Origin of the sequence: Shewanella sp. S1-58-MNA-CIBAN-0166, from assembly GCF_040310085.1 — a bacterium.
Classification (GTDB): domain Bacteria; phylum Pseudomonadota; class Gammaproteobacteria; order Enterobacterales; family Shewanellaceae; genus Shewanella.
Genome location: NZ_JBEOPN010000016.1, coordinates 1 through 25,912 on the forward strand (window position 1 = coordinate 1; position 25,912 = coordinate 25,912).

22 protein-coding genes are annotated in these 25,912 nt (G+C 42.1%); 7 read left to right on the plus strand and 15 right to left on the minus strand.

Features of this window, described 5'->3' with window-relative positions; all coding sequences use genetic code 11:
- Window positions 1-194 precede the first annotated feature (194 nt).
- The 5 genes from AAEY99_RS11205 to AAEY99_RS11225 all read right to left on the minus strand — a co-directional run bounded on the left by AAEY99_RS11205 (window position 195) and on the right by AAEY99_RS11225 (window position 6,853).
- Entirely contained in the window at window positions 195-926 is a 732-nt protein-coding gene (locus AAEY99_RS11205; RefSeq protein WP_351010525.1) for a BUD32 family EKC/KEOPS complex subunit, read from the minus strand.
- A gap of 407 nt (window positions 927-1,333) precedes the next feature.
- The gene (locus tag AAEY99_RS11210) at window positions 1,334-1,510 is read right to left on the minus strand and encodes a Trm112 family protein (RefSeq protein ID WP_101086858.1); all 177 of its coding nucleotides are present in this window, start codon (window positions 1,508-1,510) and stop codon (window positions 1,334-1,336) included.
- A complete protein-coding gene (gene lpxK / locus AAEY99_RS11215; RefSeq protein ID WP_351010526.1) occupies window positions 1,500-2,507 on the minus strand; it encodes a tetraacyldisaccharide 4'-kinase in 1,008 nt (335 codons plus the stop codon). The genes AAEY99_RS11210 and lpxK overlap by 11 nt, the downstream gene beginning before the upstream one ends.
- A gap of 16 nt (window positions 2,508-2,523) precedes the next feature.
- On the minus strand, window positions 2,524-4,326 hold the full coding sequence (gene msbA, locus AAEY99_RS11220; RefSeq protein ID WP_101086856.1) for a lipid A export permease/ATP-binding protein MsbA: 1,803 nt from the start codon (window positions 4,324-4,326) through the stop codon (window positions 2,524-2,526).
- A 37-nt stretch (window positions 4,327-4,363) separates the two neighbouring features.
- On the minus strand, window positions 4,364-6,853 hold the full coding sequence (locus AAEY99_RS11225) for a DNA internalization-related competence protein ComEC/Rec2 (protein WP_351010527.1): 2,490 nt from the start codon (window positions 6,851-6,853) through the stop codon (window positions 4,364-4,366).
- A 31-nt stretch (window positions 6,854-6,884) separates the two neighbouring features.
- Here AAEY99_RS11225 and AAEY99_RS11230 point away from each other — a divergent pair, with 31 nt between their 5' ends.
- Entirely contained in the window at window positions 6,885-7,391 is a 507-nt protein-coding gene (locus tag AAEY99_RS11230; RefSeq protein ID WP_101086854.1) for a DUF2062 domain-containing protein, read from the plus strand.
- Between the two features lie 188 nt (window positions 7,392-7,579).
- Here the strand turns inward: AAEY99_RS11230 and AAEY99_RS11235 are convergent, their stop codons facing one another.
- From AAEY99_RS11235 to AAEY99_RS11250, 4 genes are all read right to left on the minus strand, one after another.
- Window positions 7,580-7,819 (minus strand): DUF3624 domain-containing protein, encoded by a 240-nt coding sequence (locus AAEY99_RS11235; protein WP_351010529.1) that lies wholly within the window; start codon window positions 7,817-7,819, stop codon window positions 7,580-7,582.
- A gap of 210 nt (window positions 7,820-8,029) precedes the next feature.
- Window positions 8,030-9,271 (minus strand): lipoprotein-releasing ABC transporter permease subunit LolE, encoded by a 1,242-nt coding sequence (gene lolE / locus AAEY99_RS11240; RefSeq protein WP_351010531.1) that lies wholly within the window; start codon window positions 9,269-9,271, stop codon window positions 8,030-8,032.
- A complete protein-coding gene (gene lolD / locus AAEY99_RS11245; RefSeq protein ID WP_351010533.1) occupies window positions 9,268-9,987 on the minus strand; it encodes a lipoprotein-releasing ABC transporter ATP-binding protein LolD in 720 nt (239 codons plus the stop codon). The genes lolE and lolD overlap by 4 nt, the downstream gene beginning before the upstream one ends.
- Window positions 9,987-11,231 carry a lipoprotein-releasing ABC transporter permease subunit gene (locus AAEY99_RS11250; protein ID WP_350978132.1) on the minus strand — a complete coding sequence of 415 codons (1,245 nt, stop codon included), beginning with the start codon at window positions 11,229-11,231 and terminating at the stop codon, window positions 9,987-9,989. Before AAEY99_RS11250 ends, lolD begins: the two co-directional genes overlap by 1 nt.
- Before the next feature lie 157 nt (window positions 11,232-11,388).
- On the opposite strand from AAEY99_RS11250, the gene AAEY99_RS11255 reads away from it, so the two are divergent.
- The 3 genes from AAEY99_RS11255 to AAEY99_RS11265 are packed head-to-tail and all read left to right on the plus strand — an operon-like array spanning window position 11,389 to window position 16,561.
- A complete protein-coding gene (locus AAEY99_RS11255; protein ID WP_162023358.1) occupies window positions 11,389-11,988 on the plus strand; it encodes a hypothetical protein in 600 nt (199 codons plus the stop codon).
- Between the two features lie 54 nt (window positions 11,989-12,042).
- Window positions 12,043-15,579, plus strand: coding sequence for a transcription-repair coupling factor (gene mfd, locus AAEY99_RS11260; protein ID WP_351010536.1), 3,537 nt, complete (start codon window positions 12,043-12,045; stop codon window positions 15,577-15,579).
- Window positions 15,569-16,561, plus strand: coding sequence for a peptidoglycan binding protein CsiV (locus AAEY99_RS11265; protein ID WP_101086845.1), 993 nt, complete (start codon window positions 15,569-15,571; stop codon window positions 16,559-16,561). Before mfd ends, AAEY99_RS11265 begins: the two co-directional genes overlap by 11 nt.
- A gap of 138 nt (window positions 16,562-16,699) precedes the next feature.
- Here the strand turns inward: AAEY99_RS11265 and nagZ are convergent, their stop codons facing one another.
- The gene (gene nagZ, locus AAEY99_RS11270) at window positions 16,700-17,725 is read right to left on the minus strand and encodes a beta-N-acetylhexosaminidase (RefSeq protein WP_162023361.1); all 1,026 of its coding nucleotides are present in this window, start codon (window positions 17,723-17,725) and stop codon (window positions 16,700-16,702) included.
- Between the two features lie 233 nt (window positions 17,726-17,958).
- Here nagZ and AAEY99_RS11275 point away from each other — a divergent pair, with 233 nt between their 5' ends.
- Entirely contained in the window at window positions 17,959-19,335 is a 1,377-nt protein-coding gene (locus tag AAEY99_RS11275) for an L-serine ammonia-lyase (protein WP_101086843.1), read from the plus strand.
- Window positions 19,336-19,552: 217 nt separating this feature from the next.
- Here the strand turns inward: AAEY99_RS11275 and AAEY99_RS11280 are convergent, their stop codons facing one another.
- The 3 genes from AAEY99_RS11280 to trhO all read right to left on the minus strand — a co-directional run bounded on the left by AAEY99_RS11280 (window position 19,553) and on the right by trhO (window position 23,071).
- Window positions 19,553-20,020 carry a CreA family protein gene (locus tag AAEY99_RS11280; RefSeq protein ID WP_101086842.1) on the minus strand — a complete coding sequence of 156 codons (468 nt, stop codon included), beginning with the start codon at window positions 20,018-20,020 and terminating at the stop codon, window positions 19,553-19,555.
- A 325-nt stretch (window positions 20,021-20,345) separates the two neighbouring features.
- Window positions 20,346-21,752, minus strand: coding sequence for a molecular chaperone (gene yegD / locus AAEY99_RS11285; protein ID WP_101086841.1), 1,407 nt, complete (start codon window positions 21,750-21,752; stop codon window positions 20,346-20,348).
- Between the two features lie 254 nt (window positions 21,753-22,006).
- On the minus strand, window positions 22,007-23,071 hold the full coding sequence (gene trhO, locus AAEY99_RS11290) for an oxygen-dependent tRNA uridine(34) hydroxylase TrhO (RefSeq protein ID WP_335691580.1): 1,065 nt from the start codon (window positions 23,069-23,071) through the stop codon (window positions 22,007-22,009).
- A 237-nt stretch (window positions 23,072-23,308) separates the two neighbouring features.
- Between trhO and AAEY99_RS11295 the strand changes: the two genes are divergently transcribed.
- Entirely contained in the window at window positions 23,309-24,025 is a 717-nt protein-coding gene (locus tag AAEY99_RS11295) for a glutathione S-transferase (protein WP_351010539.1), read from the plus strand.
- A gap of 176 nt (window positions 24,026-24,201) precedes the next feature.
- Window positions 24,202-24,402 (plus strand): hypothetical protein, encoded by a 201-nt coding sequence (locus AAEY99_RS11300; RefSeq protein WP_101086839.1) that lies wholly within the window; start codon window positions 24,202-24,204, stop codon window positions 24,400-24,402.
- Window positions 24,403-24,606: 204 nt separating this feature from the next.
- Here AAEY99_RS11300 and AAEY99_RS11305 read toward each other — a convergent pair whose 3' ends face one another.
- Entirely contained in the window at window positions 24,607-25,155 is a 549-nt protein-coding gene (locus tag AAEY99_RS11305; RefSeq protein ID WP_351010541.1) for an NAD(P)H nitroreductase, read from the minus strand.
- Between the two features lie 158 nt (window positions 25,156-25,313).
- Window positions 25,314-25,907 (minus strand): HvfX family Cu-binding RiPP maturation protein, encoded by a 594-nt coding sequence (locus tag AAEY99_RS11310; RefSeq protein WP_162023365.1) that lies wholly within the window; start codon window positions 25,905-25,907, stop codon window positions 25,314-25,316.
- Window positions 25,908-25,912 lie beyond the last annotated feature (5 nt).

Sequence of the window (25,912 nt, forward strand, 5' to 3'; positions counted from 1 at the left end):
AACTAAGCCACAACTCAATATTACGAATGCTGAGTTTGGCGCTATTGTTGTTATGGCTTAAACCGATCTCAGGTTAACTAGATAATCCATTTCGGTATATCAATCAAGATCACTGCCGGTCTACATACAAAAAGCTTGCTGTCTAGGCAAGCTTTTTGTATAAAATACCAACGTAGTTAAAGGTATTACAGACACTATGCCAGTGTTAAAGGCGCTTGCCTGAAATGCCACAACACCCAATACACTGGCTTCAAATCTTTTCCACCAATATCTCGAAAAGGTCTCGCGAAATAATATAACCATTGCCAGGAAGCTAAAAATTGCTTGGCTTTTTGCCATATTGCTTCACCACCCGCTAAACGATAACAAGCAATAGCTTGATTAATCACATTATTATTGGGTCCAATATAGCGATATAAGCTATGGATAAACACCAACACATCTCGAATTTGTTGTGAGACAACTGATTTATGCTGTTGATTCGCCTCAAAATCGATAAATTTAACCTCACCGGCTTGCCAGCTAATGTCACGTAAGGCTGGACGACCATGAGCAAGCTGCATAGAGTGTAGTTTCGCTAATGCTACGCTGACATCATTTAAAATGGGTTGCCATAAGGTTTGGTTTGTACACTCGAGCAGATGATTAATGGTACTTCCAGCGTCTTCGACAACCATGTAACCGTCACCAAAATCGACAACCGCAGGCACTGGTGCACCTAAATGACTTAGCGTATTTAATACACCAATTTCTTTATGTAATGCAGCTGTGGAGTTTTGCTTTAATAAACGCATCGCCCCTGCAAGATGCTCTACTTGCTTCAACCAATATCGCTTACCTTTGTATTCGAAAGGCACTACACGTTCGCCACGGTGTTCACGATAAACCTTAGCCACATGTTGTTGAAAACTATCATTCTCAGCCATAAAACAACCTAGTCATCGACTCACTATTACTGATGACTAAATTATCTTACTAACGTTTATAGAACTCAATTAAATCAATGATTTTTAGTGCTTTTTGATAGAATATTAGCTTTATATAAAAACTTCATACATAGCTTGTATACAAACTAAAAACACAAAAGATACATTTGGTTACCATCGATATTAATCAGTATGAATATCCGATCAATTCATCATTAAATAGCACACACGATAAATGACCATGATTAATGACTAAGGTAAAAATGATTAGATAAACGGAGCTAAGAGCAAACTGTTGATAGCTGAATAAGAAAAATGTTGCAGCTCAATATAATGGCTTTCCTCAAACAAAAAAAGCGCCCTTTTGGGCGCTTAATCATTCAATCATTTTTCACATCATCGAACCGTTATTCAGTCACTAACGCTGTAGCACGATTTTCTAACAATACCGGAATACCTTCGGTAATAGGGTACGCTAATTTATCAAACTTGCAGATCAGTTGTTGCGACTCTTTGTCGTAATCTAGCTTGCCTTTACATACTGGGCAGGCCACAATTTCGAGTAATTTTTTATCAAATGCCATGAGACAATCCTTTTTTAGTTTGAGCCACTTGCTGTAATTGGCTCAACAATGCGTGATCAAATTCTGAGTTAAGCTTCGCATTTACAGGTAAATACCACCAGTTTGATTGTGCAAAATCGCGACATTTAACCGCATCTTTTTCAGTCATTAATAATGAATGCTGTACGGATAAGTCACTTAATTGCTTTGGGTCAAAAGCTTGGTGATCTGCGAACTCAACTGTTTGTACTACTTTATAGCCTAACTGGCTAATACTATTAAAAAAACGTTGCGGGTTACCAATACCCGCCATAGCAACGACACTATGTTGCTGATTAAACTTATCGTCTAGGTTATTGTCAACCTGACAAAGCGGCGCGGGCTCTAGTGCCATCAGCACTTCACCGGTTTGAGCTGGTCCGCCATTATTTATCACAAAATCAACTGAATTTAACCGCCACAAACCTTCACGTAAAGGGCCTGCGGGTAACAAGCAGTGATTGCCATAACGACGCTTACCATCCACTAAAGCAATTTCGATATCACGGCCTAAGGCATAATGCTGTAAGCCATCATCACTAATAATCACATCAACATCAAAGTCTGCTAATAATGTATGCGCTGCGCTCACTCTCTTGGCACCGACAACCATAGGTACTTGAGTACGAGCCACTATCATTGCAGGTTCATCCCCTACATCATTAGCTTTTGCATTAGGATTGACAGCAACAACACCATCGATATTAACTCCATAGCCTCGGCTTATCACACCTGGCTTGTAACCATGTTGGCGTAACAGTTCAATTAAATAAATTACTGTTGGAGTTTTACCACTGCCTCCCGCGGTGATATTACCCACCACGATTACGGGGACAGGTAATACTTGCGCTTGTTTTAGCCCACAACTAAACAGTAACCGCCTAATAGTGGATATTAACCAAAATACCCCAGATAACGGCAGTAATAACCATTTAGCTTGATGACCTTGATACCAAATGCGATGAATAAGCTGTTGCATCACAACCACCTAATCATTATTGACTGAACTGCATCTGGTAAAGATTCGCGTAAATACCGGCTTGGGCAATTAACTCACTGTGATTACCGCGTTCAACAATTTTCCCTTGATCGATAACCAAAATTTCATCAGCGCTTTCTATGGTTGATAAGCGATGGGCAATCACAATAGAGGTGCGATTATGACGAAGATTATCGAGGCCTTTTTGAATCGCTTTTTCCGACTCAGTATCTAATGCCGATGTTGCTTCATCTAAAATTAACACTGGCGCATCACGTAACATGGCGCGAGCAATGGCAATACGTTGGCGCTGGCCGCCTGAAAGCAACACGCCATTTTCGCCGACTTGGGTATCAAGACCTTCAGGTAAAGTATCAATAAATTCCATGGCATAGGCTAATTCTGCTGCATGCACAATTTGTTCGCGAGTCACTTCACCTGGATAAGCATAAGCAATGTTATTGGCGATAGTGTCGTTAAACAAGGTAACTTGTTGCGACACTAGAGCGACTTGATTACGCAGTGATTTTAGTTGGTAATCATAAATACTGGTGTCATCAAGACGGATATCACCGGTTGATAAATTACCATAAAAGCGAGTAATCAAACTGGCAATGGTCGATTTACCAGAGCCTGAACGGCCTACTAATGCAACCGTTTTACCCGGCTTAACTTCAAAATTAATCCCATTAAGTGCAGACTTTTCTTGGCCAGGATATGCAAATGTCACATTATCAAAGGTCAACTTACCTTCAACTCTATCGATACTAAATGCACCATTATCTGGTTCTGGTGGGGTGTCTAATAATTCAAATACTGTGGTACAAGCGGCAATACCACGCTGAAATTCCGCATTGACACGGGTTAAGTTTTTAATCGGTTGTAGCATGGCTAACATGGCGCCTAAAATAGCAGCAAAAGTACCAGCGGTTAAATCCGTTCTCATGCTATCCCAAGTAGCGGCATACAACACAAACGCCAATGCGAATGAACCAATCACCATAATGAGCGGCTGGCTGATTGACTGCGCAACCGCAAGTTTCATGTTTTGGTAGCGGTTACGATCGTTAACTTGGAAAAAGCGTTCAACCTCAGTTTTTTGTCCACCAAACACTAATACGTTTTTATGGCCCTTAATCATCTGCTCTGTGGTTGCGGTTACACCGCCCATTGCAGATTGAATTTGCTTAGAAACCTTGCGAAAGCGTTTGCTGACAACACTGATAACCACGCCCATGATGGGGCCTATCACCAAAATGCATAACGACAATTTCCACGAATAGTAGAACATAATGCCTAACATACCGATGGCCGTCATGCTGTCTCGGACGATTGAAATTAACGCACTGCCTGATGCTCGAGCAATTTGTTCGGTATCAAACGTAACGCGCGAAATCAAATTACCGCTATTTTCACGGTCAATATAACTCACAGGTAAACGTAGGTAATGCTCAAACACTTGTTGACGCATATCCATAATGAGCTGAGCACTCATGTATGACACACAATAGGTCGACACAAAGTTAGCCACACCACGTAAACTAAACATTAAAATAACCGCTATTGGGGCCATTAACATAATGTCTTTATTGGCGTTAAAGCCACCGTGCGTTGGTAAGTCGACACCGGCGACTATCGCTGGAGTTTGACTAAAACCTTCATCAATAAACGGCTTAATAAATGCGATAAACGCTGCATCGACAGCGCCATAAGTAATAAGACCTAGAACAGCCATAATAAACATGGCTTTCATCGGTACGACATAGGCCATCAAACGTTTGAAAACGACCCACATTTCATTTTTAGGTGATGCTGACATTGAATCCAATACTTAACTAGCAAACATGAATAACATTCTACTCTGCTTTAAGTGACTCACCAAATCTAAACAAACGGTTATACCAAAATGGGGCAATTTGCTGACGATAAGTGGTCACTTTGTATCCTTCATCAGTGAAGTTGATGCTTATTTGGCCGACATGGCCAGTTTGTAATATTTTACTGCCTTGTTGTTGATACCGCGCCACAATATCCGGTTTAGGAAAACCATATTGATTAGAGAAACCTGCGGTAAAAATAGCTAATTGGGGGTTAACACTATCAATAAAGGCTTGGGTAGATGAGGTTCGACTACCGTGGTGCGGAACGAATAAAATATCGGCTTGAATATCTGCATTTACCGCCAAAAGTGCTTGCTCTCGTGGAGCTTCAATGTCTCCGGTTAACAACACCGTTGACTGACCGTCAAACAATTTGACCACGCAGGAACGGTTATTATCATTACTATTGGCGCTTAAAATATTTGGGATAAAACTCAATTGTACACCGCGCCACAATAATTCACCGTCACAAGTTTGCACGCTATGTGATGATTCAGTTAACGCTGACGCTGAAAAATCAGCAATTAATGTCGCCTGCGGAAATTGTTCGACTAATACGTTTAATCCACCAGCATGATCATTATCGTCATGACTCACGACAATATAATCAATATAACGAATCCCCTTACTGGCCAAAAAAGGCAATATCGCACGTTGAGCATAACTGAACTCGCCATATGCAGCGCCAGTGTCGTAAATAACCCCATGCTGCCCTTGCTGTAAAACCACAGCCATTCCTTGAGCCACATCGATGGCATGAAGCTGCCATGGTGTTGAAACTAACGAAGACGCTGGCGATAACAATATCTCATGAGTCACTAACTTGTTCATGATGACTGGCAGCATAAGCACTGACACTATAACGCGATAACCCCACTTGCGCTGACTCGGCACATAACCGCGTAACATCAACAATATCAGCGCCAAAACAAAAAAGACTCCCGCAGCTAACTCTTGTTCGGTTAACACCAGTTGTTTTAACGGCAAGCGATCACTCAACTGTAATAACCACGCAAAGGGCTCCAAACTAAAATTAGCCCACTGAAATATCATTACGCTTAGGCTTTGCAATGAAACAATATCAATCGCTAACAACCATAGGATGCACAACGCTAGCAACCAAATGCAAAAGCTCAGCATGGTTAATGGAATAACCACCAAACTAAACCAAGGTACCAGCAGCATATTCAACCAGATACTATGAGGTGCAATGCCACCAAATAATATCCCTTGCAAAACACCGAGTAACAGCGCTAAACGCCATTGAATAGACCACAATATAATAAGTCCATGTAAAATTTTATCCTTAAGCTGTATAGCTTTTTGAATACATTTGTCCCTCAAAGTGAACTTAGAAACTTCAATGTCTGGGTTAACAAGAGCAGTGCCTAAGCTAGAACGTTGATCTACCGAATCAGGTTTCACCGACAATAAAATAATCACCAATGCACCAAAAGATAACCACAACCCAGCACCTAGTGACGCAAAAGGATCGACCAACAATACAAAAAACAATGCATATACAAGTCGATCCCAATGATGACTAAATTGTTTAATAAAGCTGAATATCATCAATAAAAATAGCATCAGCAATGCGCGTTGAGTGGCAATAGCAAACCCAGATAAGTAGCCATAACCTAAGGTAAATGCTGCCGCAAATACCATTGCCAGTTGGATTTTAGCCAAATGCTGCCAAGAGAAAACATAACGACTTACCCCAATCAAAATGCCATAGAATAAACCGAAAACCACCGCCAGATGTAAACCTGAAATCGCGACTAAATGCCCTGCCCCTGTCTGCCGCAACTGCTGCCAACGTTCAGAGGTTAACGCGCTTTTATCACCAAAAATCAACGCTTGTAAAATATCGCCCTGAGAAAAGTGTGCCAATAAAGGCGATAATGTTTCCATGATCTGTTGACGTATCGATCCACTGTGACTAAGCAACTCAGCTTGCTTAACACGACCTTTGGCGACAATATGTTTACTAATAAAGTACTTTTGCTGGTTAAAACCACCTTGATTTTGGATACTCGAAATCCCTTTAACCTTTGCACTAAATTGCCATATTTGGCCAACAACAATTTTATCTGGCTTTTGCCATGTTAATCGGTAATATCGCTGCACATTATTAAGCGACAACGTCTCTAAAAAAGCGTCTTGATAAGGTTTTGCCATGACGCGCACATCAAAACTAATCCAGTCGCTGTTTTGGCTAACTAGTGATACTATCTGCGCCTTAAACTCGATTTGTTGCGACTTTTCAGCATATTGATGCATATATAGACAATGAAACAACAGGCTCAGCCAAATGACGGCGAATAAACAGCCAGCCATAAGCGGCCCTTTGCGAAGGCAAAGAAGCATAGCCAAGAATAGAATGGGCAAACACCATATTGGTGCCAGCGAAGGCCATAACATCGCTGATAAAGAACAGGCGCAAAAGCCATAGATAAATCGATTCATAATGAATTAGTTAAGACATTAATCGACAAATATGCCAAAAAAATTAATACAAAGATTTATGCCAAAACCAGAAACACTTCGTGAACATAAGTATTTACGGATGTTTGGCACACTATTGCACAAACCTAATTTATGGGTATTAAATCGCAAATCAGCGCCAGGAGCCTTTGCTGTTGGGCTATTTGTGGCTTGGATCCCAATGCCATTTCAAATGGTCGTTGCTGCTGGATTTGCCATTATATTTAACGTCAACCTTCCGGTTGCTGTGGCGCTGGTATGGATAACAAATCCACTGACGATGCCTATAATGTTTTATGGTGCCTACTTGTTAGGCGCTAAAATCCTAGGTCATAAAGCACAAGCATTTCAGTTTGAAGCCAGCTGGGCATGGATTGAAGCATCTGTATCAACCATCGGCCCACCCTTTCTCGTTGGTTGCTTAGCTCTTGGCATTATCAGTGCGCTAGTTGGGTTTATTGTCATTAAAAGTATGTGGCGCTATTCAGTTTTGTTTAAATGGCAAAAGCGTAAAGGTTAGTAAGCCATCAATAGATTGATCAACTTAAAACCATTAAGGCCGCTTCTGCGGCCTTAATTATTGATAAGCTAAGGATATTAATTTATATTTGTGCCATTGGGCTTGGCCATCCGTGAATATAAACGATGGGGTGGCTCAACATATGCCTATGACGATAATCTATTAATAATACGGCAAAGGGATGTTGGTTATTGTTGCTTTGTAACCGCTCGATAAGCCCACACCATCAAGTGCAGAATCAGTAAGCCGGTAAAGCTAGTAGCAAAGAAAAGTAGCGCGATAGACTCGACCGTCTTGGGCGTATCGGCGTAGTAATACCACCACAGTGGCCAGGTGAATAAGCTAAGAGCCGTTAACTGCCACATACAGCGTTTACAACGGCCAATTTTCTGTTTAAAAACCGAATCAGTGCATTGATTACAAGACATAACACATCCTTATAAGCCATACACAGGCTGCAAATTAACTCGCTAACTAGCAAACATGACGTATAAATACTCATACACCACCATGGCTCAACTCAGGTTGTTTACGCTATCACTCATTGGCTCGATAATTCAATAAGCGACGATGTTACAACCCAATTAAGCCCTAAAACCGAATGAAGCGCTACAACCAAGTGTTCATCTGCACCTAAACTATCGGCCCGCTAATGCTGTCGCTGGTGCTATTTTAGTGGCTTTCCATGCGGGGTAAATAGTCGCAAGTAAGCTCATGACCAATCCCATAACAATAACGACTATCACATCTTGACCATGAAGTTGTGACGGTAAAAAGTCGATAAAATAAATATCTGACGCCAATAGTTGAATACCCAAAAATTGCTCAAAGCCATTTGCTATCGCGCTCAAGTTATAGGCAAAAGCGACGCCAAACACACCGCCAATAGTGCACCCCATAAGCCCATTTAATGCACCCTGTAACATAAATATGGTCATTATAGCGCCACGACTGATGCCCATTGTCATTAAAATAGCAATTTCAGAGGCTTTATCACGCACTGCCATAACGAGTGTCGACACAATATTAAAACACGCCACAGCAATAACCAGCGCTAACACCAAATACATCACTAAACGAACCAGCTGAATATCTTGGTATAAATGCCCTTGCGTGCGAGTCCAATCATTAATGTATAAATACTGCTCTTGGGCAAAACCTAAATCACGAGTAATGCTCGCCGCATTAAACACATTATTGACTTGAATTCGTACCCCAGAAACGGCAGAACCCAGCTCGAGTAAATCGGCTAAATAATCAAGCGACACATAAGCTTGAGTCGATTCAATTTCGCCACCTAGCTCGTACACGCCAGACACCACAAAGCGATGGCTTTGGGCCGACGTTAACTGACTGTTATTGGCATCTGGGGTATACATTGCCAAGGTGTCACCTACCTTCAAGCCCAACTTAGTTAATAAGCTGCGGCCAAGCACGATATGATTTTCATCACTGCTTAATGACTGCCATGCATCGACAGACATATAATCAGCAATGCTGGACACGTCAGATTCATGTTTAATATCAATACCGTTGACGATTAACCCTTGAAACCCGCCAGGTTTTTGCACTAACCCTTGCAAGCGCACAAAAGGGGCAACACCAGTAATTTGCGGCATATTTGAAGCACTTTTGGCTATATCTTGCCAATCGGCAATGGGTTGGTTAACCCCGACGAGTTCGCCGTGAGACACCACGCCTAATAACCGGTCTTGTAATTCTTTTTCAAAACCATTCATGGCAGATAACACCACAATCAGTACACCCACACCTAAAGCAATACCCGCAGTTGATGCAAATGAGATAAAGCCGATAAAGCCATTAGACTGCCTGGCACGGAAGAAACGCCAGCCAATTGTTAACGGTAACCACTTACTCATTCGGCTAGCCCTGCAGGAGATGAAGCAGCAACAACTTGCAAAATGCCGTCTTTCATTGTCAATTGACGATCCATCTTGGCTGCTAATTTATGATCATGAGTGACCACCACGAACGCCGTACCAAATTGCTGTGCTAACTCGCGGATCATCGCATAAACGTTATCACCACTGCTGGCATCCAAATTACCTGTAGGCTCATCGGCTAATACTAACTTTGGTTTGTTGATGAGTGCTCTGGCAATCGCCACTCGTTGGCGCTCACCACCCGACAATTGTGCTGGGATATGCTGCAAACGATGACCTAACCCCACTCGTTCAAGTAAATTTTTGGCGTCAACCAAGGCTTGCGTTTTATCTCTACCTTGAATAAATGCTGGCATCGCCACGTTTTCAATCGCGGTAAACTCTGGCAATAAATGATGAAATTGATAGATAAAGCCCAAATCCTGATTACGTATTTGTGCCTGACGCGCACTAGACAATTGATATAAATCTTCGCCGTCTAATAACACGGTTCCAGACGTGGGCGTGTCTAAGGTTCCCATGATATGTAAAAGTGTACTTTTACCCGATCCAGAACTGCCTACAATGGCTAACTGCTCACCCTTATAAACGGTTAAATCAACACCCGATAATACCTGAGTGGTCACTTCACCGTCATGATAATGCTTACTGACGTGTTGAACTTGTAATAACGCTTGTTGTGTCTGGCTCATTATTCGTATCTCAAAGCGGTAGCAGGTTGAACCCTTGCGGCGGACAACGCTGGATAAAGAGTGGCAATTAAAGTAATCAATAACGTGCCTAAGATGATGAAACTCAATTGCGCTAATGACAATTCCACCGGTAGCGTCTGACCGACACCTAATATAGAAATACCAAGAGTGGTTAATATTTCGTTCAAGTTAAGGGTTAACGCAATGCCCGCAATTGCGCCAAGCATTAACCCCAGCATCGCATTAAGCGAGCCTTGCACAATAAAAATATTCATCACCGAAGTGGTCGTTAACCCTTGGGTTTTTAGCACCGCAACATCAGTTGTTTTATCCACCACCATCATCACCAATGCTGACACAATATTAAATGCCGCTACGGCAACAATTAAACTGAGCATGAGTGACATCATATTTTTCTCCATTTTTACGGCGGCAAATAAATGACCAAAATCTTGGCGCCAATCACGGGTTTTAATGTCGATATTTTGCTTAGCAAATCCAGCAACCACTTTGGGTGCTAACGCTGGCGCGGAAAATGGATCGTTCAAATATACCCGTAATTCATTAATGGTATTACTGTCTTGGCGCATCAATTTACGCGCATCATTATAATGCACATAGGCAACACTGGAATCGACTTGCGAGCCCATTTCAAATACACCTGCAACGGTAAATTTGCGCTGACTCGGCACCGGGCCCATGGGTGAATAGACCACCCCGTCACCGCTTAACACTCTAACCTTATCGCCCGCTTTAACGTCTAATTTGCGAGCTAGATCAGTGCCGAGCACAATTGAATACTTGCCAGCTTGTAACGTTGAAAAAGCATCTGAATAAGTATGAGCCGCAATGCTCGACAATGATTGCTCAAGCTCTGGGTAAACCCCATACATTTGTATAGCTTGAATGTTACTGCTCGATTGGATCATGGCTTGAGTGGTCGCACTAGGCACAATGCCACGAATATTTTGTAGTAAATATTTATCCGCCAACAGGCTTTGGCTACTTTGTTGCCAATCCCTAAATCCCATATCACTGATAAGGGTCATTTGTGGCACAGCCCCTAAAATGCGATTTTTCAGTTGGCCTTCGAGTCCATTCATCACTGAACTGACCACAATCAATGCTGCAACACCTAAAAAAATACCCGATACCGCAAAGAAGGTAATAAAAGAGGCAAAAGCATTCGCTTTTCGGGCTCGCCAGTAACGGTAGCCAATAAAAAAAGAAAATCCTAAATTCATAAAAAAATACTAATCCTGTGCGCCTATTGGGGCGTATAAGTCAGACAATCAGGCAAAATGTGAATATGAAAACAACAAGCCAGCGTGTATGACTTGCTAAATCATTAAGTTGGGCACGATAATAGGGCTATTAGTGTGATAAATAAAGAGGCAAACCTTGATACCTGACAGCAATTCTTATTTTAGTGTGCCTCACCACTTTAATGTGTACTTAACTTCGTGGGATGCAAACCAAGCTTTACCCACAGATGATGAACTCCGCGACATGCAATCTGTTGGGTTAAAACTACTGACCGAAGTGAAAAGTCTTGAAGCAAATTGTTTACTGCAACTGCGCAATTTAGACAATGATGCTAAAGCCGTAGTGGATTTTTTAAAGCTACAATCGCGTAAAGTCGATTTAGTATTGCAACACGTGTTGGAAAAAGAAGTTCAAGATGGTGAGTTATTTAAAGGTGATCAATTTGGTGGCAGTGGAATTAGTATCCTTTCTTCACGTCCATTAGTTGTAAATGAATACGTTAAGACCCACATCTATTTGCATACAGAATTAGTGGCACTGCTGTGTCTGTGCCAAATACAAAGCTGCACCCCAGTATCAACAGATGACGCCATCGAAACCGCATATTGGCGCTGTGAACTTGAATTTAGCCAAATACTTGAAGATGATATTGAGCAATTAGTTAAAGCAAGCTTGAATGTACAACAAAAAATGCTCAAAAAACGTAAACAGAATATCGATAAACAGCGTAGCTGAAGCCTCGCCTCATTCAATACGACTTGATCGCAAACGGAACTGACAAAGATTTCAATGAACCTATTTAGTGTACTCACGCCGCCGAGTGTAAAAAAAGGCCAACAAACGCAAACTTTGGCAACATTGGGTGGCGTGTCGCAAGCCATCACCCTCGCCAACTTAATCAATAACCATCCTGGCACCAGTATTATTGTCACTCACGATACGCCTAGTGCGTTATCGCTTGAGGTCGAACTGAGTTATTTATTAAACCACATCAATGTGAATGTATGTTTGTTCCCCGATCGTGAAACCTTGCCTTACGATAGTTTTTCGCCGCACCAAGACTTAATATCGCAGCGACTTGAAACCTTAGCCAATATTGGTCAAAGCCAGCACAATGTGGTCATCGTACCGGTAAATACCTTAATGGTTCGCCTACCTCCTAAATCATTTATGACTGCCAATGTCATGGTGCTTAATAAAGGCGACACATACAGTTTACAGCAAGCCAGACAACACCTTACTGATACCGGTTATCATATTGTCGATCAAGTATATGAACATGGTGAGTTTGCTATTCGTGGCTCTATTATCGATATTTTTCCTACCGGCTCAAAACAACCATTACGCATAGAGTTGTTTGATGATGAAGTTGAATCGATACGTTTTTTTGATGTTGACACTCAGCGTTCAGGCATGGCTCGCGATGCTATTCGCATGCTGCCAGCCAAAGAATTTCCCACCGACAGCAATGCTATTGAAGGTTTTAGACAACGTTATCGTCGTCGCTTTGAAGTAATTTCAAAAGAGGCCGAATCAGTTTATCAACTCGTCAGCCGTAATTTAATGCCCGCAGGCATTGAAAACTACTTACCGTTATTTTTCGATGACACGGCCACATTGTTTGATTATTTGCCGCAAAACAGTCAACTGCTCACCTTAGGCAATATTGAAAAAGCCAGCTTAGCGCACTTACATGAAGTCAATGTCCGTTACGAAGACCGACGAGTTGATCCACTAAGGCCGTTATTGGCGCCCAAAGAACTTTACTTGCTTAATGATGAATTATTCGCGGCATTTAAATCTTTTACTCGTACCCAATTATTACAGCAATATATTGCCACCGACACCAATAATGCCGGCGAGCCGCTAGCTGAAGTTGCACTTCCAACGCATACCCTCATCGCTAACGTTGAAACACTGCCTGACATCAATGCTAACCATAAACTCAAACAACCACTCATTGCGTTACAAGAGTATTGTCAGCAGCATCCAAAATTAGTGTTTAGTGCCGAATCGGAAGGCCGCCGAGAAGCCCTGTTAGACTTGTTTGCCAAAATTGACATTAAACCCAAGCAGTTTGCTCATCTTAACGACTACCTCGCAGCCAAAGACAATATAGGCTTAATCGTGTCGCCTTTAGCGCGAGGTTGTGTGCTAACCGACACCGCAAAAGGTGCAGTAAGCATCATTTGTGAAACCGAACTGTTTGGTCAGCGTATTTCGCAGCAACGTCGCCGCGAAAAACAAAAACAAGTTAGCACCGATGTTTTAGTCAAAAACCTGGCTGAACTTAAAGTCGGTCAACCTATTGTCCACCTAGAGCACGGTGTTGCGTTATACCAAGGATTAGAAACGCTTGATACTGGCGGTTTGGTTGCAGAATATTTAAAACTGGAATATTCAGGTGGCGACAAGTTGTATGTGCCAGTGTCGTCACTGCACCTTATCAGTCGCTATAATGCCAGCGGCGATGGTAATACTCACCTCAATAAGTTAGGTAACGAAACCTGGGCTAAGGCCAAGAAAAAAGCCATAGAACGTATTCGTGATGTGGCCGCTGAATTGTTGGATGTCTATGCCCGTCGTCAAGCTCGTCCTGGCGATGCAATGAGTATTGATGAAGAAGAATACGCCCAATTCAGTCAAGGTTTCCCCTTTGAAGAGACCGTCGACCAAGAAAGTGCCATTCACGCAGTACTTGAAGACATGCAAGCACCACGCGCAATGGATCGCTTAGTCTGTGGTGACGTAGGTTTTGGCAAAACAGAAGTGGCCATGCGAGCAGCATTTGTCGCCGTGAATGCCGGTAAACAAGTGGTGGTGTTAGTGCCGACTACCCTGCTTGCCCAGCAACACTACGAAAACTTTAAAGACCGTTTCGCTGATTGGCCTATCGTTATTGAAGTGATGTCACGCTTTAGAACCGCTAAAGAACAAAGCAGTGTTGTTGAACAACTGTCTGAAGGTAAAGTCGATATCGTTATCGGCACTCATAAATTACTGTCATCAGAAGCTAACTTCGACAACCTCGGATTATTAGTCATCGACGAAGAACACCGCTTTGGTGTGCGTCAAAAAGAAAAAATTAAAGCATTACGTGCCAATGTCGACATTTTAACCCTCACCGCCACACCGATTCCGCGGACATTGAACATGGCCATGTCGGGTATGCGAGATTTATCGATTATCGCCACCCCACCAGCTAAACGTTTGGCAGTAAAAACCTTTGTGCGTGAATATGACAAAGCCACGGCACGAGAAGCCATCTTGCGTGAAATTTTGCGTGGTGGCCAAGTGTATTATCTGCATAACAATGTTGAGACCATTGAAAAAACCGCGCAAAACATTCGCGATTTACTTCCTGAAGCCCGCGTCATAACCGCCCATGGGCAAATGCGAGAACGCGATCTTGAAAAAGTCATGACCGACTTTTATCACCAACGTTTTAACGTGTTGGTATGTACTACCATTATCGAAACCGGTATCGATGTGCCCAGTGCTAATACCATCATTATCGACCGAGCCGACATGTTTGGTTTAGCACAATTGCACCAGCTTCGCGGCCGTGTTGGGCGATCGCATCACCAAGCTTATGCTTATATGATGACGCCTCATCCTAAACGTATGACCCCAGATGCCCGCAAACGCCTTGCAGCCATTGAAGCCCTAGAAGATCTTGGCGCAGGATTTTTACTCGCCACTCAGGATTTAGAAATTCGCGGTGCGGGTGAATTGCTCGGCGATGAACAAAGCGGCCATATCTCAAAAATTGGTTTTAGCTTATACATGGAAATGCTGGAATCTGCCGTAAAAGCCCTCAAAGAAGGGAAAGAGCCTTCTTTAGCCTATATGATGAGTGCCAAAGCAGAAATCGATTTACGCATTCCGGCGTTATTACCAGAAGATTACGTCAGTGATGTTAATATGCGCTTATCATTGTATAAACGTATCGCTAACTGCGAAACCGACACCATGCTCGATGAACTTAAAGTCGAATTTATTGACCGATTTGGTATGTTACCTGTGCCAACCCGAAATTTAATGGCGATTACTCTGTATAAACATCAAGCAACCGCGTTAGGTATTGTCAAAATAGAAATGCACGCCAAAGGTGGCAGTGTCGAATTTGGTCAAGAAAATCACGTCGATCCGATGTTTATTATTGGTTTGTTGCAAAACCAACCACAAATCTATCGAATGGACGGGCCAAATAAGTTAAAGTTCAACATTCCTGCTGAGACAAGCAAAGAGCGTCTTGAGTTAATCAACACCCTGCTTGAACAGTTCGCTAAACATCAAATTTTGGAGACAAATAGTGCTTCGTAAACTTGCGATTTCTATCGCCGCTATCACAGCGCTATCCCACAGCTTTTCAGCCCATGCAGAATCATGGTTTGAAGTTGAAGTGTTTGTATTTGAACGCCAACAGCCGTCTGTTGAAAAATGGCTCAATGCCACACCACCAAAGCTCAGTAAAGACACTGTGGATATCATTACGCCAGTGATCAGTACCGACATAACCGGGGTTGCCGTTGGCTTAAATGGTTGTACTTCAACCGACTGGACCAATGGCGCCAGTAACTGTAATGACCCAAAAGTCAGTAACAGTATCGCGGCCCATCCAAGCGAAGTTCCGTTTAATATCGGAGCCAACAAGCCGCAATCCGCATATTTAGGTCAAGGCCCATTACTGCTGGCTCAAAGCCAAGGTAAGTTTAATGACTTAATTCGAACGATCAGTCGCGAACCTTATGTTAAAAGCCTAGTACATTTAACCTGGCAACAAAATATGCAGTCGCGTAGACGCGCTAAACCAGTGCGTATATTTGGTGGTAAGGATTTTTCAAAGAATTTTGAATATCATGGCTTAGCGGTCAAAAAAGCAACTCAAACAGAAGCCATGCCAAGCACAGAATTTGGTGCCTTAGGTAACGCTTATGAAGCGCCAAAAATAGGTCCTGTATGGGAATTAGATGGCTCGATAAACATTTATCTCAGTCATTATCTGTATATTGAAAATAATCTGGCTTTGCGTAAACCGACTCAAAAAATGCTTGAATCAAGTCCTTTAGAGTTTAATGAATATGCCGCTCTAGAAATAGAAGGTAAAAAGCAACTAGCACCTTATTTAGAAAGCATCCCGCTTATCCAGAATCGTCGTGTGCGCAGTGGCGAGATCCACTACTTTGATCACCCGCAATTGGGTGTTGTGATGCAAATTCGAAAAATGTCTCAACCGACTAATGTTAAACCCATTGATTTAACCGAGCGTGCTACCACTAGCCAACCAGCACCTTATACTGGTTAACAGCTCGATAGCTTAAGACTAAAAAACCGGATCAATTGATCCGGTTTTTTTGCTTAATGGCCTGCTCATTTACTCGACAACCTCTGCCCGGGAGAATAAATACGCCCCCTTAACTCGAGCTGTGGTTATTGAGACAATCTACAATGATTGTGCAATGCGAGTAATGTCCATCGTCAATTGCTGCGCAGCTTGCCAACGCGATTGTTGCTCAAGCGCCTGCAAGGATTGTGCAGTATTACCCTTTAGCGATAATGCGGTATGTGTAGGCTCTGCAGCAGGCCAATCAAACTCGGTTAATAAAGCATTAACACCAACAGGATCATTACAGACCAAGATCATATCACAACCAGCATCTAATGCCGCTTTAGCACGGCCAAGGTAATTACCAGCAAAACTGGCGCCCTTCATGCCTAAGTCGTCAGAAAAAATCACCCCATCAAAACCTAATTGTTGACGTAAAATAGTTTGTAGCCAGTAAGATGAAAAGCCAGCGGGATTAGGATCAATATTTGAATAAACCACATGTGCTGGCATCACACCTTGTAGCTGCTGAGAACCTATCAAGAGCTTAAATGGCTGCATATCAAAAGCTTCCACCTGCTCTTTAGTCCTTGGATCAACTGGCATGGCAATATGTGAATCGGCAGCAACACTGCCATGACCAGGAAAATGTTTTCCTACCGCAGCCATACCGGCCTCATTCATGCCAATGATAAACTGCTGAGCTAATGCACTGACTTCATCAGGATTTGCACTAAAACTGCGCTTTCCAATCACTTCACTTATACCATTTACGTCTAAAACAGGCGCAAAACTTAAATCAATATCACACGCTAACAGCTCAACTGCCATTAAAAAGCCACACTCTTTCGCCCATTGTTTAGCTAATGTTAAATCGCCTTTAGCGGCAGGTAAAATATCACCCATGGCAGGAATTAAACTAAAACCTTCACGAAAACGTTGAACTCGGCCACCTTCATGATCGACCGCAATTAATAATTCAGGGCGAATACTGCGAACACTTTTAACCAATTCAATTAATTGACTTTTATTTTCACAGTTGCGACTAAACAATATAATACCACCCACTTGCGGATGCTGTAATTGCTCAGTTTCTGTTGCAGATACAGTTAAACCTGCAAGATCCATCATTAAATAGCTCAAATCTTTCCCTTATCTATATAGCTGACAATCATGCCAGGTTAATCCAGTCACATTATGCATCAAGTATAAGGCTGGCTAATGTGAGAATAATGCATCAAAAAATCTAATGAACTGTCATTGATTAATGTGTGGGATACTCTACCAAGAATAAGAGATAAACCGCCAACATTACTTTTGACGATTATACTCACTTATAACGAAAACAATAAACGACTCAGCAAGGGTTAAACAACATGATTAGCGTATTTGACATGTTCAAAATTGGTATCGGTCCTTCTAGCTCACATACAGTGGGTCCTATGAAGGCAGGTAAAATTTTTATACAGCATGTCGCTGATAATAATTTATTAGCGAATACCGATGAGTTACAAGCAGAATTATTTGGATCTTTAGGCCAAACAGGTAAAGGTCACGGCACAGGAAAAGCGGTCATTTTAGGCCTGATGGGTGAAGATCCAGAAACCGTAGATACCGATGGGATTGATGCCATTTTAGACATTGTGTCTACGACTCAAAAACTTACCTTAGCAGACGGACGTCAGGTGAAATTTACTCGCGAAGAAGGGGTAACCTACCACAGACGTAAAACCTTACCTGCACATGCTAATGCCATGACCTTATATGCATTGTCTAAAGGCGAATGCATATATCAGCGTACCTATTATTCAGTTGGCGGCGGGTTTATTCTTGATGAAGATGAAATCACTCAACGTAATGCGTCTCCAGCAACGCCAATAGAACAAGCACCTTACGACTTTAATAGTGCATTGCAATTGCTGCAATTGTGCTGCGACAACGGCTTAAGTATTTCATCATTAATGATGGCCAATGAACTTAGCATTGCCAGTGAAGATGATATCAAGCAAGGTTTGTGGAAAATTTGGCAAACCATGAAAAACTGCGTTGAACGTGGTTATCACAAAGAAGGCATATTGCCAGGCGGTTTAAAATTACGCCGACGTGCGCCAGCACTCTACCGTCGTCTAAAAGCGGAAGGGCGAAATAACACTGACCCATTGACCGCTATGGACTGGGTCGATTTATTTGCTTTATCGGTTAACGAGCAAAATGCCGCAGGCGACCGCGTTGTTACAGCGCCAACAAACGGCGCAGCAGGGATTATCCCATCAGTATTGTGTTACTACGATATGTTTGTGCAAGAAGTCGATATCGATGTGTGCAGCCGCTATCTGTTAACCGCTGCTGCCATTGGTATTTTGTACAAGAAAAATGCCTCGATTTCTGGCGCTGAAGTGGGTTGCCAAGGTGAAGTGGGCGTAGCCTGTTCAATGGCAGCCGGTGCGTTAACTGAAATCATGGGCGGAACCGTGGAACAGGTTGAGAACGCCGCTGAAATTGGCATGGAACATAACTTAGGTTTAACCTGCGATCCAGTTGGCGGCCTAGTCCAAGTACCTTGTATTGAACGTAATGCTATGGGTGCTGTAAAAGCGATTAATGCTTCACGCATGGCACTTCGCGGTGACGGTAATCACAAAGTGTCACTGGATAAAGTCATTAAAACGATGATGGAAACCGGTAAAGACATGCGCAGTAAATACAAAGAAACAGCAAAAGGCGGTCTTGCGGTGAATATCGTCGAGTGTTAATTCACGTATTCATTTAATCTGCTCAATTCGACATGCCTGTTAGCGAACCTAACAGGCATTTTTGTATGCCTTAAATGGCGAGTTAACCTGTTAATGATTCATCGTGAAATCAATTAACCGAACAACCTATTTTCCCTTGTACCATAACCAGATAACCAGACAACAAGATGGTAGAAAATGCATACGAATATGCCCGAAGCAAGACAGACCTTTGCCCTTAGTGAGCTGGTGCGAGGTCAACATAAGCTTTGGTTCCCCAAAGTGGAACGGTCGAAAGGCTGTGTTTGAAGCTTCCCGATGTTTCTTTGGTAGAGTAAGAGACATACATTAACGTTTGATTTTCAGCATCGAATATTCTTCTGATTTTCATGGTTTTGAAAAATATACTTTTTGATTTTTTAAACACAACTTCACCAGATTTACTTTTATCTATTTGTGCAATCATATCGGTGGTGATTTCCCCTGTTTGTCTGCAAGAAATAGAACTATCACTTGGATCTGAAAAACTAAGATTTTCTTCTATTGAGGCGATGTGACAAGTGACACCTGTTACGATGTCATCCTTTAAAATGTTTAATTTTATGTCTTGTGTCGTAAACATCCCAAGTGATACATCACCGACTTCATTGTCAGAACAAGCCGTAAGAAGTGCCGTTAACCCTAGCACTATTAGCATTTTTTTCATCGGTAACACCTTTTAATATTATGAGTTTATATCATCAAAATAGGTTGTTATAAAAAATTGAGATGTTCTGTCATTAAAGGTAAACCATTATGGCTATGCCTTTAATGACAAATAAGTCCACACTGACGCGCGGCCACCGCAGGCCATAATAATAACTAACATTGTCATCATTATGGTGAGCACGATAATCAAATTAATTAATCATATTGGTGGCAGACAAAGCAAGCTTGTTGATCATTCTACTATTAGCACAATGATCAACCTTTAGCATAACCATCAGCCTTTAACATAACCATCAGCCTTCGCGAGCTAAGTGCAATGAATTTTAGTTAAATGCACTTTGAGCACAACGGGTTAAACCTGCTGTTACCGAACCGAAATGGTCACCCACCACCACTTTGGCATTGGGGTAAACACTAGCAATTTTATTGTATATAGCTGGGCTTCGGGCCGTACCGCCTGTTACATATACAATATCAGGACTGGTTGGCATATCGCAATCTTGTTGCTCCGCTTTGGCGATAGCCGTTTGCATCGCTTGTTTCATTAATGCTTCAACTTTCGCTAAGGGATCATTAATGGCTTGCTCAAACTGTGCTGCTGTTAATGGGACTAACAGCCCCTTTTCAATAAAATCTAACGAACATAGAATGGTATCATTGTCTGACAAACTGATTTTCGCTGCTTCAGCTTGGCGTACCACTTGATAACTCATTTGATTCTTTTGTACTTTTTGTAAACGAACTAATAGTTCAGGCTGCTGTGCTTCTTTGATTAGCTGCTCAACTAACTTACGAGAAGGTAAACTAACAAAGTCACGTTGGGCACTAATATCATTGACGGCCACCGCGTTCCAAAAAGGTGTTCTTGGCATAGGTTTACCGTTAATCATTAACGTGTCTGCACCAAAGCTTGGCATCAATCCAGTCATCGCTAACGCGATATCTAAATCGTTACCACCAATCCGTTGACCTGAATGGCCAAAGCAGTCTGGGCTGCGGTCTTGTTGCTTAATGTAGGACGGCCCCATCTTTACCACTGAACAATCTGTCGTACCACCGCCAACATCGACCACTAACACGGTATTGTCATCGCTAAGGTTTGATTCAAAATCCATACCTGCAGCTAAAGGTTCAAATAAAAACCTCACATCAGTAAAGCCTGAACGAGTAGCCGCCAGGCGTAAAATGGTTTCAGCTTGTTGATTACTGTCTTGGCCACCTATGCCTTGAAAATTAACCGGCCGACCTATCACCGCATGGCTCGCTGCGCTAAGCGATTTTGCGTTTAACGCTTTATCGGCTAGTGTTTTAACATGCTGCATCATCAAGGTGACAATGTCTTCAAATAAGGCTATTTGTTCAACACGTAATCCGTTGGCACCTAAAAAAGACTTTGGAGAACGGACATAGAAACCTTCTTCAGGCATGTCTAAATAAGCATCTATCGCAGCTTGGCCAACAAATACGGCTTGTTCATTCGGCGACAGATCAAGCTCATGACGCATTTGTTTTGCACGCATTAACTGAGAACTGCGCAGATGAGAATACTCTGCTTTTAAGTGTTCTGGTAATCCTTGGTATACCGCCTCGGCAATAAGCTCGCGATCCATTGCGTACAACGTTGAAGGCATAAAATCCGAATGAGTTGATAATGGTAATAACGATACCGCATCATCAATCATTACCCCAATCGCACAGTTGGCACTGCCGTAATCAAATCCAACAAACATTGACTTACCTTCTGTCATCTAATCGAAAAAAGCGCTCAAAATAACACACTTATGACACTTGCTAAACCCTTTATCACTGTTTTATCTCCCGCTTGGGTAAAGCGAGTCCCTTATCTTAAAAGGCAACGCTGTATATGGCGTTTAAAATGATAAAAATCTAACTAACCTGAAATAGGGTAACTGTTAATACTGTGCCCATAACAAAAAAGCCCAATCTTATGTAGATTGGGCTTTCGTTTTAGCAAAGGTATTCATTAGCCTTTGTTATTCATTTTTTCTTGTGCTTTACGCTGAGCTTCTTTTTGTTGGCGACGAGCATCAATCACTTGCTTTACATCGCTACCAATATGCGCTTCACCGCGTTGCTTGGCTAATTGTACTTGACGCTCACGCTCAATAAACCGCTGACGTTGTTCTTCAGGCACCTTATCAATGCAATGTGGACAGCTGACTCCTTGAACATAGGCTTCAGTTTGTTTTTCTGCTTCAGTAATTGGCATACGACAAGCATTACACTGATCGTATTGACCTTTTTCTAAGCTGTGATTTACCGCTACGCGGTTATCAAACACAAAGCATTCACCTTCCCATAAGCTTTGCTCTTGCTCGACTTCTTCAAGATATTTTAATATGCCGCCTTCAAGATGATATACCTCATCAAAGCCCTGCTCTTTCAAATATGCAGTAGATTTTTCACAGCGAATACCACCGGTACAAAACATCGCCACTTTTTTGTGTTTAGCCGGATCTAAATTTTGCTTCACATATTCAGGAAACTCACGGAAAGTCTCGGTTACTGGATTAACAGCATTTTTAAAAGTACCAATCTTCACTTCGTAATCATTACGGGTATCAACCAACACCACATCTGGATCTGAAATAAGTGCATTCCAGTCTTTAGGTTTCACATAGGTCCCGACGACTTTACGAGGATCAATACCTTCAATACCCATAGTCACAATTTCTTTTTTCAGCTTCACTTTGGTGCGATAAAACGGCATTTCAGCGTCAAAAGATAGCTTAGTCACGATATTATCTAAACCAGGTTGAGTGCCCAACCAGGCCAATAAAATATCAATCGCTGATGAGGTTCCTGCAACAGTGCCATTAATGCCTTCTTGAGCAAGCAACAAAGTGCCTTTGATTTCGTTTTGTTCCATGACACTCAGCAATGGCTGACGAACTGCCTCAAAATGCGGTAATGCCACGAATTTATATAACGCGCACACAGCGACTTGGGCTTGAGATGCAGCTGTTATAGCTTTTTGAATAGGTTCTTGTTTAGGCTCTTGTTTAGACGCTTGTTTAGGTTGTTGCATAAAAATGAGGTCTCCGCTGGCTGGAACTTAATTTCCAGTGCATATTACTGTGCATATAAATAAGGTCTGCACACTGTGCACAGACTCAAAAAAACGGCCGAAAGTATACCTAAATCACAGTCAAAAAAATACTAAAACCAGCAGATGTACTTTTTTACAATGTTGGTAGCGGTTAATTTTGGGTTTTCAGCCAAGAAACGTTACTCTATTAGCAAGACATCATTTTATAGACACCTAATGAATTCTGCCATTTTGTACACCTTTCGTCGTTGCCCTTATGCTATGCGAGCACGTATTAGTCTTCATTTGAGCCAACTGAATCCGTTAGTGCGTGAAATAGAGCTTAAGAATAAACCCGCAGAGCTGATCGCCATTTCGGCCAAAGGCACAGTGCCGGTTTTAGAGTTTACTAACGGCCAAGTGATCAGTGAAAGTCTAGATATTATGCGCTTTGTATTAACTGAACACCCAGCGCCAGAAAACCATTACTTAACCACAGAAGAGTATCAAGTCCTGCAATACTGGTTAGATAAATCAATGACTGAATCGCTCATTAATGCCAATGATAATCAATTTAAACCATGGTTAGATAAATATAAGTATGCCGACAGGTTCCCTGAATACAGTCAACTTTGGTATCGACAACAGGCAGAGCAGTTTATTCAGTTGTTGGAAAGGCAGTTGCTGCAACACAACTATTTGTGTACCGACAGCCCAACACTAGCTGATTTTGCTATTTTTCCGTTTATTCGACAGTTTGCTAATGTTGAACCTTCGTGGTTTAACACCATGCCATACCCTAAAGTTAACGCTTGGTTAACCACATTAATCAATAGCCCGCTATTTAACGTGACCATGTGCAAATATCCATTGTGGTTACCACAAAAAACTATGATTGACCTCAAACATTCAGTACGTAATGATGGACAAGTAATACCTTTGTGCAAAAATTAAAAAATTATGAATATTTAATGGTTTACGGGCTATTAATCGGATAATTTTTAACGTAAATTAAAGGTGTTAGCAGTGAATAGCTGTTTAAGAACATGGATTTCTATTATTTTTACTGCAGATTTTAATTTTAAGCTTACACTTAGATAAGTCATTGCTGGAACGCAAAGGAACATGACATGAATAATATGGATATTACGTTAGTATTAATGCTCATTGCATTACTGATTTTACATATTCACTTTTGCTATCGAGCCTATACCTCGAAAGCACATATCAAACATGGTCAACGTGTAGTGTGGTCTATGCTGAGTTTGTTAATGGGACCATTAGGCTATTATGTCTATCAAAACATGATCCCACTCGAGTTCTACGAATAGATTTGTTTTAGAGCTTTGCTTTGAAGTTCAGTGAATAAAGTCTGATTGTTTCTTAACACATTATTGAACAAGAGCTTGTTAACCCCCTTCTCGTCGTCCCGGTAATGCTTTTGAGCCGAGATCTTGGTGTTTGTTTTGCTTTGTACTTATGGCCTGCGGCCACCAACGTCGTGGCCCATTGGTCATACCCCAACCTTGCAATGCTTACAAATATCGCGCAAATTGCTGGCCACTTTTAAGCGGTTTAGTGGGAGCGAGCACTGCTGAGGTGCCAACATATAAAAAGCCAACAATTTGATCGTCTGCTGCTAATCCTAATGCGTTATTCACATTAGCATCAAAAGCAAAATCGCCTGTACGCCATACCGCACCTAGCCCAATCGCAAATGCCGCCTGCTGCATTGCCATCGTGGCGCAACCCGCTGCTATATGCTGTTCTAAAACGGGTACTTTATCATGCGTTTGTGTTTTGGCGACGACCGTAATCACCATAGGCGCACGATAAGGCATGTTAGCTACTTTAGTCAGAAAAGTATCATCTGCACCACTTTTTTTAGCCGCATCAACAAAAATATCTGCCAACTTAGCTAAGCCATCATCTACCGCAATAATAAATTCCCAAGGCGTTAATGCACCGTGGTCTGGTACTCTTGCTGCTGCATCAAGCAAAAAAGTGAGTTGTTCGGCATTTGGTGCTGGGGCAACTAGGCGAGGCGTCGATTGGCGAGTCAATAACAGTTGTTTGGCGTCCAAGATACAATCCTTTTGAGTAAATTATGCTGCCGATATTAGCAAAAATCCCACGTATTAGGTGGGATTTTTTAGGGTTGTTCTATGTAACCTAAACTCGAAATAACAAACGCCTCTCAAACAGCCCTTTTTTATACTGAGATCAGGTGATGTAAACAAGGTTACTTTAACAACCGGCGTCCTATAAAGTAATCAACGCTGGTGTAACGGCCGCCACCAATCACAAATAATGCCAATAACATAATTAGATACGTCATCGCGAATTCAATACCATTATTTAAAATAACAAAATTACCTGAACTGGTTAGCCATTCATAATTACCATGCTCTTGTAAAATAGCTTTCGCCGCAGAAAGCTTTTCCGCTGAAGCTAACACTTGCTCATTCGCCAACCACGAACTTGGGTCGGCAATAGCCAACCAACCATTGGGTAAATGCACCGCAAAAACAGCAACTAGCATTGTGACCATCATTGGCAATGCCACGATTCGAGTGGCTAAACCGATCAACAGTAAAAAACCACCGAACAATTCAGTGCCTGCAGCTAACGCAGTCATGACTTCTGGCATAGGTAAACCCAATCCCCAGTCAGGATTGCCGAACCATGCTGCGGTGTCTTCAAAATGTGACAATTTGTTGTATCCTGCCTGCATTAGCACTGGCGCAAGATAAAGCCTTAGCAGTAAGGCGGCTAAGCCTTCTGTATGTTTAATCACATTTAAAAATTGTTGATAAAATCCACTTAGTGTCTGCATAAATA

Coding starts and splice junctions, on each gene's coding strand:
- AAEY99_RS11300 (WP_101086839.1), top strand. CDS start 24,202: ATGAATAATATGGATATTACGTTAGTATTAATGCTCATTGCATTACTG.
- AAEY99_RS11280 (WP_101086842.1), bottom strand. CDS start 20,020: ATGAAAAAAATGCTAATAGTGCTAGGGTTAACGGCACTTCTTACGGCT.
- AAEY99_RS11235 (WP_351010529.1), bottom strand. CDS start 7,819: ATGTCTTGTAATCAATGCACTGATTCGGTTTTTAAACAGAAAATTGGC.
- mfd (WP_351010536.1), top strand. CDS start 12,043: ATGAACCTATTTAGTGTACTCACGCCGCCGAGTGTAAAAAAAGGCCAA.
- AAEY99_RS11205 (WP_351010525.1), bottom strand. CDS start 926: ATGGCTGAGAATGATAGTTTTCAACAACATGTGGCTAAGGTTTATCGT.
- AAEY99_RS11210 (WP_101086858.1), bottom strand. CDS start 1,510: ATGGCATTTGATAAAAAATTACTCGAAATTGTGGCCTGCCCAGTATGT.
- lolE (WP_351010531.1), bottom strand. CDS start 9,271: ATGAGTAAGTGGTTACCGTTAACAATTGGCTGGCGTTTCTTCCGTGCC.
- msbA (WP_101086856.1), bottom strand. CDS start 4,326: ATGTCAGCATCACCTAAAAATGAAATGTGGGTCGTTTTCAAACGTTTG.
- lpxK (WP_351010526.1), bottom strand. CDS start 2,507: ATGCAACAGCTTATTCATCGCATTTGGTATCAAGGTCATCAAGCTAAA.
- AAEY99_RS11275 (WP_101086843.1), top strand. CDS start 17,959: ATGATTAGCGTATTTGACATGTTCAAAATTGGTATCGGTCCTTCTAGC.
- AAEY99_RS11230 (WP_101086854.1), top strand. CDS start 6,885: ATGCCAAAAAAATTAATACAAAGATTTATGCCAAAACCAGAAACACTT.
- AAEY99_RS11225 (WP_351010527.1), bottom strand. CDS start 6,853: ATGAATCGATTTATCTATGGCTTTTGCGCCTGTTCTTTATCAGCGATG.
- trhO (WP_335691580.1), bottom strand. CDS start 23,071: ATGCAACAACCTAAACAAGCGTCTAAACAAGAGCCTAAACAAGAACCT.
- AAEY99_RS11295 (WP_351010539.1), top strand. CDS start 23,309: ATGAATTCTGCCATTTTGTACACCTTTCGTCGTTGCCCTTATGCTATG.
- lolD (WP_351010533.1), bottom strand. CDS start 9,987: ATGAGCCAGACACAACAAGCGTTATTACAAGTTCAACACGTCAGTAAG.
- AAEY99_RS11310 (WP_162023365.1), bottom strand. CDS start 25,907: ATGCAGACACTAAGTGGATTTTATCAACAATTTTTAAATGTGATTAAA.
- AAEY99_RS11250 (WP_350978132.1), bottom strand. CDS start 11,231: ATGAATTTAGGATTTTCTTTTTTTATTGGCTACCGTTACTGGCGAGCC.
- yegD (WP_101086841.1), bottom strand. CDS start 21,752: ATGTTTGTTGGATTTGATTACGGCAGTGCCAACTGTGCGATTGGGGTA.